This window comes from Brevibacillus aydinogluensis, assembly GCF_961514395.1.
In the GTDB taxonomy this organism is placed as follows: Bacteria; Bacillota; Bacilli; order Brevibacillales; family Brevibacillaceae; genus Brevibacillus; species Brevibacillus aydinogluensis.
Genome location: NZ_OY569118.1, coordinates 1,072,552 through 1,089,112 on the forward strand (window position 1 = coordinate 1,072,552; position 16,561 = coordinate 1,089,112).

14 protein-coding genes, 1 pseudogene and 1 other annotated feature are annotated in these 16,561 nt (G+C 58.7%); of the genes and pseudogenes, 9 read left to right on the top strand and 6 right to left on the bottom strand.

From position 1 onward, the window contains the following. Window positions 1-119 precede the first annotated feature (119 nt). The 3 genes from Q7F15_RS05115 (at window position 120) to ytxJ (ending at window position 1,478) form a co-directional block, all read left to right on the top strand. Window positions 120-344 carry a hypothetical protein gene (locus Q7F15_RS05115; RefSeq protein ID WP_171567334.1) on the top strand — a complete coding sequence of 75 codons (225 nt, stop codon included), beginning with the start codon at window positions 120-122 and terminating at the stop codon, window positions 342-344. A 223-nt stretch (window positions 345-567) separates the two neighbouring features. Then, window positions 568-966 carry a hypothetical protein gene (locus tag Q7F15_RS05120; protein ID WP_171567333.1) on the top strand — a complete coding sequence of 133 codons (399 nt, stop codon included), beginning with the start codon at window positions 568-570 and terminating at the stop codon, window positions 964-966. Window positions 967-1,151: 185 nt separating this feature from the next. Beyond that, a complete protein-coding gene (gene ytxJ / locus Q7F15_RS05125; protein ID WP_212133100.1) occupies window positions 1,152-1,478 on the top strand; it encodes a bacillithiol system redox-active protein YtxJ in 327 nt (108 codons plus the stop codon). Between the two features lie 155 nt (window positions 1,479-1,633). On the opposite strand, the gene Q7F15_RS05130 is transcribed toward ytxJ, so the two are convergent. Beyond that, entirely contained in the window at window positions 1,634-3,811 is a 2,178-nt protein-coding gene (locus Q7F15_RS05130; protein ID WP_171567331.1) for a cell division protein FtsA, read from the bottom strand. Window positions 3,812-4,065: 254 nt separating this feature from the next. On the opposite strand from Q7F15_RS05130, the gene Q7F15_RS05135 reads away from it, so the two are divergent. The 4 genes from Q7F15_RS05135 to Q7F15_RS05150 all read left to right on the top strand — a co-directional run bounded on the left by Q7F15_RS05135 (window position 4,066) and on the right by Q7F15_RS05150 (window position 7,708). After that, window positions 4,066-5,163 (top strand): bifunctional 3-deoxy-7-phosphoheptulonate synthase/chorismate mutase, encoded by a 1,098-nt coding sequence (locus Q7F15_RS05135; RefSeq protein WP_171567330.1) that lies wholly within the window; start codon window positions 4,066-4,068, stop codon window positions 5,161-5,163. Window positions 5,164-5,293: 130 nt separating this feature from the next. Further along, window positions 5,294-5,602, top strand: a complete 309-nt coding sequence (locus Q7F15_RS05140) for a metal-sensitive transcriptional regulator (RefSeq protein WP_171567329.1) — start codon at window positions 5,294-5,296, stop codon at window positions 5,600-5,602. Window positions 5,603-5,716: 114 nt separating this feature from the next. Continuing rightward, window positions 5,717-6,727 (top strand): catabolite control protein A, encoded by a 1,011-nt coding sequence (gene ccpA, locus Q7F15_RS05145; protein ID WP_171567328.1) that lies wholly within the window; start codon window positions 5,717-5,719, stop codon window positions 6,725-6,727. Window positions 6,728-6,781: 54 nt separating this feature from the next. Beyond that, complete coding sequence (locus Q7F15_RS05150; protein ID WP_171567327.1) at window positions 6,782-7,708, top strand: 5'-methylthioadenosine/adenosylhomocysteine nucleosidase; 927 nt, start codon at window positions 6,782-6,784, stop codon at window positions 7,706-7,708. Window positions 7,709-7,805: 97 nt separating this feature from the next. Here Q7F15_RS05150 and Q7F15_RS05155 read toward each other — a convergent pair whose 3' ends face one another. The 4 genes and pseudogenes from Q7F15_RS05155 to Q7F15_RS05170 form a co-directional block, all read right to left on the bottom strand. Continuing rightward, complete coding sequence (locus Q7F15_RS05155; RefSeq protein ID WP_212133097.1) at window positions 7,806-8,963, bottom strand: acetoin utilization protein AcuC; 1,158 nt, start codon at window positions 8,961-8,963, stop codon at window positions 7,806-7,808. Between the two features lie 54 nt (window positions 8,964-9,017). Next, window positions 9,018-9,602, bottom strand: a pseudogene (locus Q7F15_RS05160) (CBS and ACT domain-containing protein); the annotation flags it as partial. 39 nt (window positions 9,603-9,641) lie between these two features. Then, window positions 9,642-10,274, bottom strand: coding sequence for an N-acetyltransferase (locus Q7F15_RS05165; protein WP_171567324.1), 633 nt, complete (start codon window positions 10,272-10,274; stop codon window positions 9,642-9,644). Window positions 10,275-10,355: 81 nt separating this feature from the next. Further along, window positions 10,356-13,427, bottom strand: a complete 3,072-nt coding sequence (locus Q7F15_RS05170; RefSeq protein ID WP_212133096.1) for a transglycosylase domain-containing protein — start codon at window positions 13,425-13,427, stop codon at window positions 10,356-10,358. A 120-nt stretch (window positions 13,428-13,547) separates the two neighbouring features. Next, window positions 13,548-13,765: a binding site (T-box leader), on the top strand. Between the two features lie 59 nt (window positions 13,766-13,824). Between Q7F15_RS05170 and tyrS the strand changes: the two genes are divergently transcribed. Together tyrS and Q7F15_RS05180 are read left to right on the top strand one after the other, a co-directional pair. Further along, window positions 13,825-15,096 (top strand): tyrosine--tRNA ligase, encoded by a 1,272-nt coding sequence (gene tyrS, locus Q7F15_RS05175; RefSeq protein WP_171567322.1) that lies wholly within the window; start codon window positions 13,825-13,827, stop codon window positions 15,094-15,096. A 200-nt stretch (window positions 15,097-15,296) separates the two neighbouring features. Continuing rightward, complete coding sequence (locus Q7F15_RS05180; RefSeq protein ID WP_212133094.1) at window positions 15,297-15,755, top strand: DinB family protein; 459 nt, start codon at window positions 15,297-15,299, stop codon at window positions 15,753-15,755. A 93-nt stretch (window positions 15,756-15,848) separates the two neighbouring features. On the opposite strand, the gene rpsD is transcribed toward Q7F15_RS05180, so the two are convergent. After that, window positions 15,849-16,445: a 30S ribosomal protein S4 gene (gene rpsD, locus Q7F15_RS05185; protein ID WP_171567320.1), complete on the bottom strand. Its 597-nt coding sequence runs from the start codon at window positions 16,443-16,445 to the stop codon at window positions 15,849-15,851. Window positions 16,446-16,561: the final 116 nt, after the last annotated feature.

A 16,561-nucleotide genomic window follows, 5' to 3' on the forward strand; every position in this document is an offset into this window, starting at 1 on the left:
GGTTTTCACACAGAGCCGTAACGGGCAAATGCCCATTTTTGGGAAGTATATTATTCTGAAAACATGGAAAAGCTAGAGGATACGTAAAGACTACGCGATATGAAAGGATGGCAGTTGTCATGCGCAGAGCTTTGCTTCACGAGGCTCCGACGATTTTGATCAGCGTCGGCGAGGATTTTAAATCGATCGTATGGAAGGCACAGTACGATATGGACTTTAACACGGAATGCCTGTTTTGCTTCTCCGAGCGAATCACCGGCTATCGCGTCGAGGACGAGCTGGGCCGTTCCGGAAAAGTGGCTGTCTGCCCGCATTGCGAGAAAGTGAACGCCATATACGCTTGATCGTCGGCAGTGTTGCCGAAGCGATGCCGCTTGGTGGCTGCGCCCGGCGGTTGATCCCTGTCCGGTCTTGTTCTTTCGTCCGGCGGGAGGTCAGCCGCCGGGCGTTTTTTTCTGCTTGGGAATGTCAATCCATCCACCAAGTACCACCTCGTTTTGGGCAGGATTGCAGAAAGAAGGCTCGAATACGTAGGGGGAGTACACAGATGCGGATAGAGGTGAACCCATGTACAAGAAATGCAGCCGCTGCGGAAGTGGCATGGAGCTCGTGCTGCGCAACGTCGTGTACCGCGGCCGCGTGAAAATCATGAACGTGCCGGTACACGTCTGCGAAAACGATGCTTGCAGCCATTCCCAGGTGGTGGACGTCATCAAAGCTGATCTGAAGAAACTGATGGAGGAATGGGGCCAACATCCGCAGCGCCAATCGATTAATTTTGAAGACGTGTCAGAACTTTCCCATTTGATGGTGCTCATCGCCAAAGAGAAAGAGGATGCGACTGTGCGAGAGGCGTTGCAGGAGCGGGTGAACGAATTGTTGGACCTGTTTTTGCTGGCCCGATCGCTGGGGGACCAGAAATGGATGCACGAATTGCGACAGCGTTTGACGAAAATCATGGTCTAGGCGAACCGGGTTGTCCTCACGAAAGGACGGCTCTTTTTTCGCTGTGCCGTAAGAATTCTGCTGCATTTACGAGATATCGCCGCGCGCTGGCCTGCGGGCTGTATCGCACGGGAAACGTAGACTTCGCCGATGCGATTCCGTATACTGGTAGACGCATGCACCAGATGTGAGAGGAGCGATTCTTCGTGACGGAAGTACAACTGCACACGCTGGAGGAACTGGATCAATTCGTGTCGGGCGCGGGCAAACGGCTGCTGTTCAAGCACAGCACGATCTGCCCGATCAGCACGACCGCTTATGAAGAGTTTCAGGCGTTCCTCAGCGAACAGCAACTTCCCGCGGCGGTCATTCTCGTGCGCGAGGACCGTCCTGTCTCCAACGCGGTGGAGGAGCGCTTTGCCATCAAACACGAGTCCCCGCAGATTTTTCTGCTGGAGGACGGCCAGGTAAAATGGCACACCTCCCACTGGAAAATTACCAAGGACGCCATCCGCGAGGCTGTGCAAGGCTAGAGCGGATGCAGCGAACGGCGGGGGAGGGGCGAACGCAAGCGTCCGCCTGTCTTCGCTGTCGGCCTCGTCCCAGGGTGGCGCCGCGAATGTGAAACTGCACAAAAAAACGGGTGGGCTTGTAAGGGCCGCACCCGTTTTTTTGTGAGAGCAGACGGTTACTCCCAATACAGTTCCAGTTTGTCGCCGTTCTTTAACACCGTGTGGTACGAAGCCGGCTCCCCGTTGACGAGCGTCACCAGGCGAAAGTTGCCTTCGCCCGTCGGCTTTTCCAGCGGGACGTCGACATAGCGGAAAACGTCACTGAACAGGGGCGCGACGGGCTCGGCTGCCTTTACGGTAATCACCGCGCCGTCCCGGACGGGATCGTCCGCCTGTGCCGGTCGGCCGTCCACCGTGACGGATACGCCGCCCACAGGCAGCACGACAGGCTGACCGTTGAAGTGGACGGTGATCGTCTCCTGCCCCCACTCCTCGAGAGGAATGACGTCGCGGATGGCGGGAATCGTCAGTTCTTCCACCCGGAATGCCAGCTCATCGCCCTGCCGCACGCGATCGTCCAGTGCGGCCGGTTTGCCGTTTACCTCCACCCGGAGGTTGCGGGTTGGCAGGGTGTATGAGCGGCCGTTGACGCTGAACCGGAGGGGAGGCGGCGCTGCTTCGTCTCCGTCCGGGAGCAGCCCCGCTTCCCGCAGCACCTCTTCCACCGTGCCGGGCAGACGAATCTCCAGCTCACTGCGGTCGGCGAGAGGGGCGTCCAGCGGTTGCCGCACGCCGTTGACCAGGGCGATGGGGCCGAGTGACAGCGGCTGGCCGTTGCAGGTGAGCTCCAGCGTGTCCAGGCGGTCCAGCAGATCCAGCACCCGCGCCTCCGCTTCGCGGCCGTCCTGACCGGGCACGACGACGATCACATCGCCGTCCGCCACGGGGGCGTCCAGCCCCGACGCTTCCCCGTTTTTCTCGATGACGGGCGGGGTGCCGTGGCCGCCCGGAATGATTTTGATTCGGCCGTTTACGGTCAGCGACATCGCCATGCCGGGGCGGCCGTAGAGACGGCGGATGTCCATGCCGGCCGCAATCAGCGCGTCGCCGACCGTCATGTTGCGCAGGTCGAAGATGCGGATCGGCGCGTCGTTGACGGTGACGGTCACGTATTTGATCGGATGGCGGCGCGCCGCGACGGCGATGCCGACCGGTGTGACGAATTCCGGTCCGGTGATGTCTGGATGTTCGTCCACAAACTGCCGGATGGCATCTGCGCCCCGGACCGCGACGCGAGACGGCGGCAGCTTCAGCGCTTCCGCGACGCGTTCTGTCAGTCTAGGCGTCAGGCTGCCCCCGCCGATCAGCATCACGGCTTGCGGCGGCTTGCCGTTCAGTTCCAGGATTTTGTTTGCGATGTTGACAGCCAGGTGGCGGATGTCACTGTCGATGGCAGCTGCCACCTCGGCAGACGACAGGTTGTGCTCCATCCCGAGTATGTCGGTGAACGATACCGTTTCGCTGGAAGAGAGCGCCCGCTTCACTTCCTCTGCCATTGGGAAGTCGAGCAAAAAGGCGTTCATCAGGGCATCGGTAATCTCGTCCCCGGCTACCGGCACCATGCCGTAGGCGGTGATCGTCCCTTCCTCGGTCAGGGCCACGTCGGAAGTGCCGGCGCCAATGTCCACCAGCGCGATGTTCAACCTGCGCATGGTGACAGGGATCAGCACGTTGATCGCCGCGATCGGCTCCAGGGTCAGCGCCTGCATTTCCAGGTCACAGTGCTTCAGCGCAGCCAGCAGCGAGTCCACGACCACGCGGGGCAAAAACGTGGCGATCACCTCGACGCTGGCAGTGTCCCCGCGTTGGTGGAGCAGGTTGCCGATCAGTTCGCCGTCCAGGTAGTAGTTGACGACGCTGTATCCAACGCAGTAGTAGCGGGTGACGTCCCGTTCGTTCAGTTCATGGGCCAGTTGGGCCTGGGCTTCCTGAACGGCGGAAAACTCCAGGGCCAGCACGTCGTCGCGGGAGATGGTTGCGTGCGGGGCAATCGGCATATCCATCCGCACCCGCCGCGTCCGCAGCGAACGGCCCGCCGCCGCCACAGCCACCCGTTTCAGTGAGCCGTGCGTTTCTTCCAACTGCTCCTTGACCTGCCGAATGACTTTGGCGACGGCGTCGACGTCGTGAATCTGTCCGTCCAGCATGGAGCGTTCGTCATGTTCACGGATGGCGCAGTCGATGATGCGGAACCGATCGCCCGAAGGCTCGACGATCAGCCCGATTACGCTGCGTGTCCCAATATCCAAAGCAAAGATCAGCTCATCCGAAGCTGTTTGCACAATGTCCGACAAAATCAGGTCACTCCTCATTCCATAGGAAAATCCGGGAAATCACTTCGGGAATGTTTTCGACTCGAAGTGCGGAGAATCCTGTCGAAACAGGCAATCTTCTCGACAAGAGGAAAAATTGCAAACGTTTTAAAACAAATTTGCAATTTACTTTCATGCTTTTTGGCGCTAAACTGCTGACAAGGGCAATTTGATTGATTATAATAACCCTAATTTATTGTGGTGAGAACAAAGAAGACGAGGAGAGTGGAGCGAAGATGGCACACGACCAAATCGAAACCATGCGCAAACAGATTGACGAGATCAACCTGCAGATTCTCGCATTGATCAACAAGCGGGCCGAACTCGTTCAGGAGCTGGGCAAAGAGAAAGTAAAGCAGGGCGTCAACCCCTTTGATCCGGAACGGGAGCGCCAAATGCTCACCCAGCTGGTGGAGAACAACAACGGTCCGTTCAGCGACAATACGATCCGCCATCTGTTCAAGCAAATTTTCCAGGCGTCGCTCGATCTGATGAAAGACGACAATAAAAAGGTTCTTTTGGTCAGCCGCAAAAAACAGCCGGAAGACACTGTGATCACGATCAAGGGCGTGGAGTTTGGCGGAGGCCGTCCGATCATGATCGCCGGCCCGTGCTCCGTGGAGAGCTACGAGCAGGTGCGCGCCGTGGCGGAGAATCACGTCAAGCGCGGTCTTCGCGTGCTGCGCGGAGGAGCGTACAAGCCGCGTACCTCGCCGTACGACTTCCAGGGCCTGGGCGTGGAAGGCCTGGAGATTCTCAAGCGGATCGGGGACGAATTCAACCTGGTGACGATCAGCGAAATCGTCAATCCCGCTGACCTGGAACTGGCCACCCGCTACATCGACGTCATTCAAATCGGGGCCCGCAACATGCAAAACTTTGAGCTGCTGAAAGCGGCCGGCCGGATCAACCACCCGATCCTGCTGAAGCGCGGGTTGTCGGCGACGATCGAAGAGTTCATCTACGCTGCGGAGTACATCCTGTCCGAGGGCAACAAGCAGGTGATGCTCTGCGAGCGCGGCATCCGCACCTACGAAAAAGCGACCCGCAACACGCTGGACATCTCTGCCGTGCCGCTGTTGAAACAGGAGACCCACCTGCCGGTATTCGTCGACGTCACTCACTCCACCGGTCGCCGCGATCTGCTCCTGCCTACGGCCAAGGCCGGTCTTGCTGTCGGCGCGGACGGCATCATGATCGAGGTGCACCCGGATCCGGACGTCGCTCTGTCCGACGCCAAGCAGCAGGTCAACATCCCGCAGTTCAACCACATCCTCGACGAACTGCTCGCATCCGGTCTGTACAAGGAAGCAACGCCAACGGTGCAGCGCTGATTCGTCCGTCTTGCATAAAATAAGTGTCCAGGGCTCTTCCGATCGGCGGGAGGGCCCTCTTCATTTGACGAAACACGTCCCAACCAGTAAGCTAAGCACAAGAGGACATGGCTGAAGGGAGCGAAAGCGGATGAGTGAACAGGAGCACTGCTGTGCGCCGGAGCGGTCCACGCCGCGGCCGGACAAGATCAAGAGCAATCTCATCTCCCGGCTGAACCGGGTGGAAGGACAAATTCGCGGCATCCGCGGCATGGTGGAAAAGGACGTGTACTGCGACGACATCCTGAATCAGATCGCGGCGGCTCAGTCGGCGCTGAATGCGGTGGGCAGAATGCTGCTGGAAGGGCACATGAAAAGCTGTGTCATCGACCGCATTCAACAGGGAGACAGCGAGGTTATTGACGAACTTTTGAAAACGATGAACAAACTGATGAGATGAGGGGCCGCTCGCCTGATAAACGATTGCAACCGGGCACGGCTTGTCGTATCATAAGTGCATACATTTATGAAAATGATCATGAAAACCATATTATGGGGAAAGTGAGGGTATGTGATGCCGGTTACTATCTATGATGTGGCACGAGAAGCGGGAGTTTCGATGGCGACGGTTTCCCGGGTTGTCAACGGAAACCCGAATGTCAAACCATTGACGCGAAAAAAAGTATTGGCTGCGATCGAACGTCTCGGATATCGGCCCAACGCAGTCGCGCGCGGATTAGCCAGCAAGAAAACAACGACGGTCGGTGTCATCATCCCGGACATCTCCAGTCTGTTTTTTTCCGAATTGGCACGCGGCATTGAAGATATCGCCACCATGTACAAGTACAACATCATCCTGTGCAACTCGGACCAGCGCATGGAAAAGGAATTGCAGTTGATCAACACACTGTTGGAAAAACAAGTGGACGGCCTTTTGTTCATGGGAGCGGAAATCAAGGAAGACCACTTGCAGGCGTTCACCAGCGCACAGGTGCCGATCGTTCTGGCGGCCACGCGTGATGCGGACAACACATTGCCGTCCGTCACCATCGACCATTTCCAGGCGGCTTACGACGCCACCAAGGCGCTGATCGAACACGGGCACAAGCGGATCGCGATGATCACCGGTCCGATCAATGACCCGCTGGGCGGTCTGATGCGCTACGAGGGCTACAAAAAGGCGCTGGCCGACGCCGGGATTTCGCATGACGAAAAATTGGTGGCCCACGGCAACTACTTCTACGAATCAGGGCTGCGTACGGCTGGGGAGTTTCTCAAGCTGTCCGACCCGCCGACCGCCATTTTTGCTGCCAGTGACGAAATGGCGATCGGGGCGATTCACGCCGTCCAGGATGCCGGCTTGAACGTACCGGGCGACATCGAAGTGATCGGGCACGACAACATCCGCCTGGTGGAAATGGTGCGGCCGCGGCTCACGTCGGTCGTCCAGCCGATGTACGACATCGGAGCAGTGGCGATGCGCCTGTTGACCAAGTACATGAACAACGAGCACGTGGAGGAGCACGTTGTGCTGCTGCCCCACCGTATTGAATACCGCGAAAGCACCCGGCCGCGAGAAATCTAAAGCGCCGAGAGGAACAAGTGTTTGACAGCAAGAGGAGCAGGAGGGAACGAAGCGATGCGCATTGGAATTATCGGCGCGATGGACGAGGAAATTGCGCTGTATCTGGAAGCGATGACCGGCACGGTCAGCACGGAGAAGGCGGGCATTGTCTACCACGAGGGAGAGATGGAGGGAACATCCGTCGTTCTCTGTAAATCGGGGGTGGGCAAGGTAAACGCCGCTGTCACCACGCAAATGCTGATCGATCAGTTCAAGGTGGACCGGATCATTTTCACCGGGGTGGCGGGAGCGGTGCACCCCGATCTGAACATCGGCGATATTGTCGTCTCCACGGACTGCGTGCAGCACGACATTGACGTGACGGCACTGGGATTTGCCCCCGGCCAGATTCCGTATACCGAGCAATGGGTGTGGCAGGCCGACCCGGCGCTGCGGGAGCTGGCGATTGCGGCGGGCAAGGATCTGGAAGACGACGTGCAGGTCGCGAGCGGGCGAATTCTCTCCGGCGACCAGTTCGTCGCCAGCAGGGAAAAGGTCAAATGGCTCCGTGAGCAGTTTGACGCTCACTGCACAGAGATGGAAGGGGCAGCCGTCGGGCAGGTATGCGCCATGAACGGCGTGCCGTTTGTGATTGTTCGCTCCATGTCGGACAAGGCCGACGGTTCTGCACACGTCAACTTCGCGGAGTTTACCCGGTTGGCGTCGCAGCGTTCGTACGCGATCGTCAGCCGGATGCTGCGCGCGATGACGCCTGGCGTGATCGTGTACTCCACCAAAAACTGCATCGACTGCGACATGGTGAAACAGTGGCTGACCGCCAAAGGCGTCGCATTTGAAGTGCGGGACGTGATGACCAGCCGCGCCTACCAGGAAGAAGTGGAGCGCTTCGGATTCATGGGCGTGCCGGTGACGGTGGTCGGCGACAAAGCAGTCAAAGGCTTTCAGCCAGACGAGCTGGAAAAGCTGCTGAGCCGTTCATAGTGAAACACGCATGAAAAAACCGGTTTCTCGCGGGAGAGACCGGTTTTTCATATGGTGCGCCCTGCATGCCCTGCATACCGGCACGCCGGTTGTCCGCTCAGCTATCCGTTTCGATCGGCGCGTACATCAGCGCCCGTTCCAGCGTGATGCGGTTTTTCTCCGTGATCTCCGCCCGGCGGGGGATGGGCGGAAACGGATCGTCAAACAACCGGGTCGGCAGCTCCAGTTCGCTCAGCGGCTGCCAGCGGGAGCGCCACGCTTCCGGCAGCGGGCCGTCCGCGAGCGGCTGATCGGTCATCTCGCTCCAGAGCAATGTCCAGGCGCGGGGCACCACCCGCCAAATGTCATAGCCTCCGCCGCCCACGGCAATCCAGCGGCCTTGGCACCACTCGTGCGCCAGCCGATGAGCCAGCCGGGGAATTTCCTGATAGATGCGCATCGAACAGGAGAGGTGGGTAAGCGGATCGTAGGTGTGGGCGTCGCAGCCGTTTTGCGTCACGATCACATCCGGCTTGAAGCCGCGCGCCAATTTGGGAATCAACTCGTGGTAAATGTCCAAAAACGACTGATCTTCTGTAAACGCTTCCAGCGGGATGTTGACCGAATAGCCGTAGCCGCTGCCTTCTCCCCGTTCCGTCAGGCTGCCGGTGCCGGGAAAGAGGTATTTGCCGGTCTCGTGCAGGGAGACGGTGAGGACGTTGGGATCGTCATAAAAGGCCCACTGCACACCGTCCCCGTGATGGGCGTCGGTGTCGATATAGAGAATCCTGGCGTCCCAGTGCTGGCGCAAATAGGCAATGGCGACGGAGCAGTCGTTGTAGATGCAAAAACCGGATGCCCTCCCGCGAAAGGCGTGGTGCAGTCCGCCCGCTGGGTTGAAGGCATGCTCCGCCTGTCCGTTCATCACCGCGTCCACCGCCTGCAAGGTGCCGCCGACGATCAGCGCGGCGGCCTCGTGCATCTGCGGGAAGAAGGGGACGTCTTCGGTGCCAATCCCGTACCCGGCCGCCAGCGGCAGCTCGGTGTCACTTTCCCCCTGCTGCCGGACAAACTGGATGTAGCGCGGATCGTGGATCAGCGCCAGTTCCTCGTCGGTCGCCAGCCGCGGCGGCAGGATGTCGGCGTCGTTTATCAAACCGTAGGCGCTCATCAGATCGTAGGTCAGCAGCAACCGGCGCTGGTTGAACGGATGTTCGTCGTGAAAGTAGTAGCGGGTGTAATCGGCAGAGTAGATCAGACGAGCGTTCCGGCTCAACGCCCCTCCCCCTTCCCCGGGAGCGACGACCGCAAAGCCCTTGCTGCGCAACAGTTCCATGACGGGGCGCGGGTCGATCGTCTGGACGCGGAAGACCAGATTCTTCCTGCCCGGCTGGTCCCCGGGGAAGACGACCACGCTGCAGACATTCACCTGGGCTTCGCGCATCACCTGGCTGACTTCCGCCAGCATGCCCACGCGGTCGTCTACCTCCACCTCAATGTGGGAGCTGGGTTTGTTCACGCCAAACAGTTCGATCAGGCTGTTGAACAGGTCTGATTCGGTGATGATGCCGACCAGCCGGTTTCCTTCCACGACCGGGAGCGATCCTACCTTGTGTTCGTAAATTTGCACTGCTGCGTCTTCGATAAAATCGAGCGGATGGGCGGTGATCACCTGGCGCTGCATGATGTCCGCCACCGGTTTTTGCAGGACAGTGTGATCGTCGTCGTGCGCAAGCAGCGTGGACGGGAGGGCATCGCGCAGGTCGCGGTCGGAGATGATTCCCACGAGACGCTCCTGGTCCACGACGGGCAGATGTCGAATGCGGTTGCCCCGCAGCAGTTTCAGTGCATCGCCGATACTGGTGGTGGGATGGACAGTGACGACCCGTCGGCGCATGATCTTCTCGATTCGCATGGGCAAAACTCCCCCTTTTTCCTGGCGCTCCAAATACTCCTAATAGAAATAGCGGTGTTGAAAGCGCATGGCGTCAAAAGCAGCAATGCTCTCCGGCGGGACCCGACTGCCGATTCGGGCCATCAGGCAGTTGGCCGGATGGGAGCAGATTTCCGGATCGTCCGTCGCCATCCAGACCATGCCGACGCTGCCCATTACCTTTTCCATCACTTTTCGGTACTGCCACACATCCAGCCCTGTTCCTTTCAGGTCCCAATGCCAGTAATATTCCGTCGTGATGACAATATAGTCTTCCATCGCGTCGTCCATAAAGGCCACCTGCAGCATCGTCTTGGCGACACTGCCGCCCCGGACGGCCTGGCTTACTTCGATTGCCCCCAGCTCGAGCAGGTCGGGGAGTTGGGCCTGCGACCAGCGCTCAAGCGGGTCGGGATAGAGAAACGTGACGTAGCCCAGCACCAGGTCCGCTTCCCGGGCTACGATGATCCGTCCCTCCGGCAGGGCGGCAATTTCCACGAGGGCCTTGTGCTGCTCTTCGGGGATGCGAAACGCCTTGAGCCCTTCGTCCAAGCGGAGGGAGGCGAGACGTTCCGGTTCGACGGGCCCCTCCACCAGCAGCCGCTTTCCGCCGGCGACGAGCTGCTGTGAATGATAGCGCTTGACGTGCTTCATTGACGCACCTCCTGGTTTAGAAAACAAGAGATGGCAGCAAAACCATCTCTTGTTCACCTCTCTATCCCTATCATACGTCGTTTAGTGGGCGGCAACGCTGTTCGATTGCGGCGATTCTCCGAAACTGTTGACGGCAGTGATGTAATACGTGCCGCTGTTGTCTTCGCTCATGTGCACATAGCTGGTGCCGGTCACCGACTCCAGGAGCAGGTATCCGGTTGCCGGGTCCGGGCTGAAGTAGACGTTGTACGCGATGACCTGTTCGTTTGTGCTGTTGCGCTTCCACTGCAGTTTCCAGCCGCCCTGAACTTTTGTCAGCGTCAAAGACTTGGGCGCGCTGGGCGGCATGGCGATTGGGTCTCCGCCGTTTCCGATGCCGGGGTCGTTTGGCTCCGGGAGCGGCGATTCCGTTTGGCCGGGGGCGGTTGGGACCTCCCACGTGCCTGTGGAATTTCCGGCAGAGACTGCCGCTGACGGCGCCGACTCCTGGCCTGTGATGTCCACGGCAGTGACGTAGTATCGTCCGCCGTTTGCCGACGCATCCGTATAGCTGAGCACGGCCGGGTCTTTCACCGTGGCGACGCGGACGAAGCCGTTTGACCCGTTGGCGCGGTAAATCCGGTAGCCGATCAGGTCCGCTTCGCCGCCCGACTTCCACGAAAGTGTCACTTGCTTGCCGGACTGGACGGCGGTGACGTTGGTCGGAGCGGCGGGAGCGCCGGCCACCTCGGTCCTGGGATCTTCCTTTTCGGGGAGGCGCTGCTCCCAATCAAGCGGCTTGACGTTGGCCTTTTTGTCTTTGGCGAGCTGCTCGCTGTCGGGCAGCGGGTCCGGTGAGCGGAAGAAGATGCCCTCTGACACAAAGTCGTCCGGCGTTCCTTCCTTGGCCAGGTAGCGCTCGCCGTTGTAGAGGATGACGCGTGCTTTCTGATGCGAGTCATCCGTTTTCGTCGGCAGGTACTTCTGGTTGAACAGATCCGTGATCAGATGGCCCGCTTGTTTGGACAGTTCGCTCGGCAAAAGTCCGGACTTGCTGTCTACGGTGGCGGTGACGATGCCGGCCGGTTTGGCAAAGGTCTTGTCGGGCGGCGACAAGTCGGGGTGTTTGTCGATAATCTGCTTCATGATCTTGCCCCACACGGCCATCGGCACGTTCTTGTCCCGGTCAGGAATGGGATGTGGCTCATCGAACCCAATCCAGACGCCCATGGAAAGTTCGGGAGTGTAACCGACGAACCACAAGTCGTTGTTGTTGTTGGTCGTCCCCGTCTTGCCGGCGATGTCCACCTTGCGCGGAACGTACTGACGGATGTGGGTCCCGGTGCCGGCGTTGACCACCGATCGGAGCACGTCGGTGATCAGGTAGGCGGTCTGCTCGCTGTACACCTGTACCGGCTTTGCTTCGTGCCGATAGATGACCCTGCCCTGGCTGTCCTCGATCCGCTCGATCAGGTAGGCGTCCACAAATGACCCGCGATTGGCAAAGGTGGCGTAGGCGTTGGTGATTTCCTCCACCGTCAATCCGTACGCCAGCCCGCCGATCACCCCTGTGGCGGCGTAATTGTCGCTGTCGACCAAGGTGGTGACACCCATTTTTTTCACGTAATCCAGCGCTTTCGGGATGCCCACCTTCAGGTACGTCTTGATCGCCGGGATGTTCCAGGACATCCGCAGCGCTTCGCGGGCGCTCATGATGCCGTGAAACTTGTTGTTCCAGTTCATCGGCAGGTGGGAGCCGGTTTTCCCGTCTGCCAGCAGCACGGGCGAATCGTCGATCGGCGAACCGGGCTGCAGCAGTCCCAGTTCAAACGCGGGCGCATAGGCAGCCAGCGGCTTCATGGCCGAACCCGGCTGACGGGGAACGGTGGCGTGGTTGGTCTGTTCCACGTTGAAATCCCGTCCGCCGATCATGCCGAGGATGGCGCCGGTTTTGTTGTGAATCAGCATGGCCCCGACTTCTTCCAGGGCGTTCTCGATTTTTTCCGTCTTGCCGTTGGCGCGGCGAATCGTGTACGTCGCGTTTTTTCCGAAGTTTTTCGGGTCCTGGGCCACGGCCTGCATGATCGTGTTGACGTCCTTGTTGATCGTGGTGTACACCTTGTAGCCGTTGCGCAGGATGTCGCGGCGCTTCTCTTCGATCAGTTGGCGGTACTCGTTGCGCTCGACGCTGGACTTGTCCCGCCCTTTTTCCTTTAATTCGGCGTCGACGAGCGCGCGGGCGGCCCGCTCCTCGATTTCCATCATCAGGAACGGCACTTCCCGGTACGCCTGCTTCGCCGGTTTGGCCAGCCGCGACTTCAGATCGGACGCCAGTGCTTCATCGTACTGAGCCTGGGTGATGTACCCGTTTTCCATCATCCGGTCCAGCACCATCTTCTGGCGATCCTTTCCGCGTTTGTATCCTTCGTTGTTAAACGGCGAGTACGCCCCAGGGTTTTGAATCATCCCCGCCAGATAGGAGGCCTCCGCCAGGTCGAGGTCTTTCACGTCCTTGTTGAAAATGCCCTTGGCCGCTGCTTGGACGCCGTAGACATTGGAGCCGTTGGCATTTTTCCCGAGGTAGATCTCGTTCATGTAGGCTTCGAGAATCTGGTCCTTGGAAAACATCCGCTCGATACGCATCGCGTTGAAGATTTCCCGCGCCTTGCGCATGTGGCTCACTTCATGCGAGAGGATGGTATTTTTCACCAGTTGCTGGGTCAGCGTGCTGCCGCCGGTGACGACAGGCTGGTTGGTCAAGTCCTGCAAGGCGCCGCGCAGCGTCGACTGGATCACGATACCCTTGTGCTGAAAGAAGTATTTGTCTTCGGTGGCGATGATGGCGTTGATCAGATACGGAGAGACTTCCGATTTTCTCACCAGGCGCCGGTCCCCTTCAGACGCGCGGAGCTGTCCAATCAGCGAACCGTCGTTGTAATAGGCGAAGCCGGTGAGGTAATTGGTGAAGATTTTCTGCTGCAGTTCTTCCCGGCTGCGCACAGGCTCGTCCTTGACGAGCGCAGCAACGTAGCCTAACACAACACCTCCGGCCAGAATGACGCCCAACAGCCCCATCAATAGCAGACCCTTGACCAGCAGCAGGATCGTCCGCCTGCGGCCGCGGCGGCGCTTGCGCTTGGCTGGTTCAGAGGAAGAAGAGTGCTTGTTCGACATAGTTCTACGACCCCCTAGTGTTATCCTGATTATACCATAGGCGGGATCGGGAGGATAGAAGCGCGCCGTTGACATGAAATAGCCGCTGTGCAACAATAGCAGTATACGTGTTTACAGAAGACCGTGGCGTCGAACGGTGACAGTAGCGAGTGACAAGCGGAGTTGTCAGAGAGCTGGTGGTCGGTGCAAACCAGCCCCTTCCACATCGCGAAGTACACACCGGGAGCCTTCCGGACAATCCGGACGGAGCAGGCCGTTATCCTGTGCGATGAGCGGAAAGGATGCCGTGCGCATCTTTTCAACTAGGGTGGTACCGCGGGTGCAGACTCGTCCCTAAATTGGGGCGGGTTTTTTTATTTTATGCAAGTATGGATCAAAGAAAAGGAGCTGTACTGGGATGAGTGTCGAACAGACAAATGAGACATACGCGCTGACAGAAGCGCAGAAGCAGGAAGTGGAACGCCAGCTGTCGGTGATTCGCCGAGGTGCTGTGGAGATTATTCCAGAGGAGGAGCTGCGCCGCAAGCTGGAGCGTTTCGTCGCGACCGGCCGTCCGCTGAAAGTGAAGCTGGGACTGGACCCGTCCGCTCCCGACATTCACGTCGGCCATACGGTCGTGCTGCAAAAGCTGCGTCAGTTCCAGGAACTGGGCCACACCGTGCAGTTGGTCATCGGCGACTTCACCGGCCGCATCGGCGACCCGACGGGCAAGTCGGAGACGCGCAAGCAGTTGACCGAGGAACAGGTGAAGGAGAATGCGAAAAGCTACGTGGAGCAGTTTGGCAAGGTGCTGGACGCCAGCCGCGTGGAAGTGCACTACAACTCCAGTTGGCTGGCGCCGCTGACGTTTGCCGACGTGGTGCAGCTGGCGGCCCGGACCACGGTGGCCCGGATGATGGAACGGGACGATTTCGAGAAGCGCTTCAACAGCGGCCAGGCCATCTCGCTGCATGAATTCTTCTACCCGTTGATGCAGGGCTACGATTCGGTGGCGCTGCAAAGCGACGTGGAACTGGGCGGCACCGATCAGAAGTTCAATCTGCTGATGGGGCGCCACCTGCAGAGAGAGTACGGCCAGGAGCAGCAGGTGATCCTCACCATGCCGCTCTTGGAAGGGCTGGACGGCGTGCAGAAGATGTCCAAGAGTCTGGGCAACTACATCGGGGTCAACGAAGCGCCGAACGAAATATACGGCAAGGCGATGTCCGTGCCGGACGAGCTGATGCTCCGCTACTACGAACTGGCGACCGACATTTCCAGCGAGGAACTGGAAGCGTTGAAGAACGGCCTTGCCGACGGCAGCGTGCACCCGCGTGATGCCAAGATGCGGCTGGCGAAAACCTTTGTGCGCATGTTCCACGGCGAGGAGGCGGCTGAAGAGGCGGAGACCTACTTCAAAACCGTCTTCCAGCAGCGCGCCCTGCCGACCGATCTGCCGGAAGTGGAGCTGAATCTGGCAGCGTACGAAAACGGCGAGGCCAACATTGTCAACCTCGTGTTTGACCTGAAGCTGGTCGACTCCAAGGGGGAGGGCCGCCGCATGGTGCAGCAGGGAGCGGTCAAGGTAAACGAGGAGAAAGTGGCCGACATTAATCAAAGCGTGCCGCTTGCGGACGGCATGGTCGTCCAGGTGGGCAAGCGGAAGTTTGCAAAGGTGAAACTGGTGTAGACAAGGCAAAAAGCGGTCCGTGCGGAATTTTTCCGAGCGGACTGCTTTTTATTATGGGAGGCAAGGCATCTTGTCCTGTTGACGGGGATCGTGCTGTTGGCGTCTGCGTCGGCTGCAGGCAAGAGATCGGGTTTGTTTTGTAAATATTTCGTCCTTTCTTTACAATGAGTGTAACGCTTGTTCATGGAGGGAGTGGAAGGATGAAAGAACTGATACACGAATACGCACAGGGATACGAACTGCTGCGGGCGTCCATCGACGGCTTGAGCGAGGAGCAGATGCGCTTTCGGCCGGCACCGGGCAAATGGAGCATCCACGAAATCATCGTGCATGTGACTGACTCAGAGATTGTCGGGCTTCATCGGTTTAAAAAGGTTCTGGCTGAGGATCGGCCGCTGCTGACCGCCTTTGACCAGGACAAATGGGCTGCCCAATTACGCTACCATGAACTGGACGCCGGGCAATACCTGCTGCTGTTCAAGTTTCTGCGGGAAAGCTTTTTGCCTGTCCTGTCCAGACTGACGGAAGACGACTGGCAGCGGGTGGGCATTCACTCGGAAGCCGGCCCCATGACATTTGCCCAGCTGCTGCAAAAGTACGTCGACCACATCCGCGATCACCTCAGGCAGATCGAGCGGGTCAAAGCGGCGATGAGCTGACGGACCCGATGAGCAAGCCGGATGGGAGCAGGTACTTGCTTTTGGCAAAAAAAAGAAGTCGGGATAACCCGACTTCTTTTTCTCTATCAAAGATTAACGGCTGTAGAACTCGACGATCAGTTTTTCGTTGATTTCCGCCGGCATTTCTTCGCGGTCCGGCAGACGGTTGAACGTACCTTCCATTGCGTTGTCGTTGAACGTGATGTAGTTCGGCAGGAAGTTGCGCGCTTCCAGCGAATCTTTAATGATTTGCAGGTTGCGGGACTTCTCGCGAACGCTGATCACGTCGCCCGGTTGTACGCGGTAGGAAGGAATGTTCACTTTTTTGCCGTTTACCAGGAAGTGACCGTGGTTAACCAGTTGGCGCGCAGCCGGACGAGTCGGCGCGAAGCCCATGCGGTATACCACGTTGTCCAGACGGGACTCCAGCAGTTTCATGAAGTTTTCGCCAACAACGCCGTGCATTTTGGTAGCTTGCTCGAACGTGCGGCGGAATTGCTTTTCGCTCACGCCGAACATGTGGCGCAGTTTTTGTTTTTCTTGCAGCTGGATGCCGTACTCGCTCAGTTTGCGGCGGCTGTGGCCGTGTTGGCCAGGCGGGTAATTCCGTTTGATGTCTTTGCCAGTGCCATCCAGGGAGATGCCCAGACGACGAGCCAGTTTGTGACGTGGACCAGTGTAACGTGCCATGTTTTCATTCTCCTTTAAAATGGGATTCACAGGTGTTTACTTCCGGAAGGCTAGTTCCATCTTTACCTACACGAACTTCGGACGGTAGCGTTTCCGCATCGTGCTCCTCACAGGTA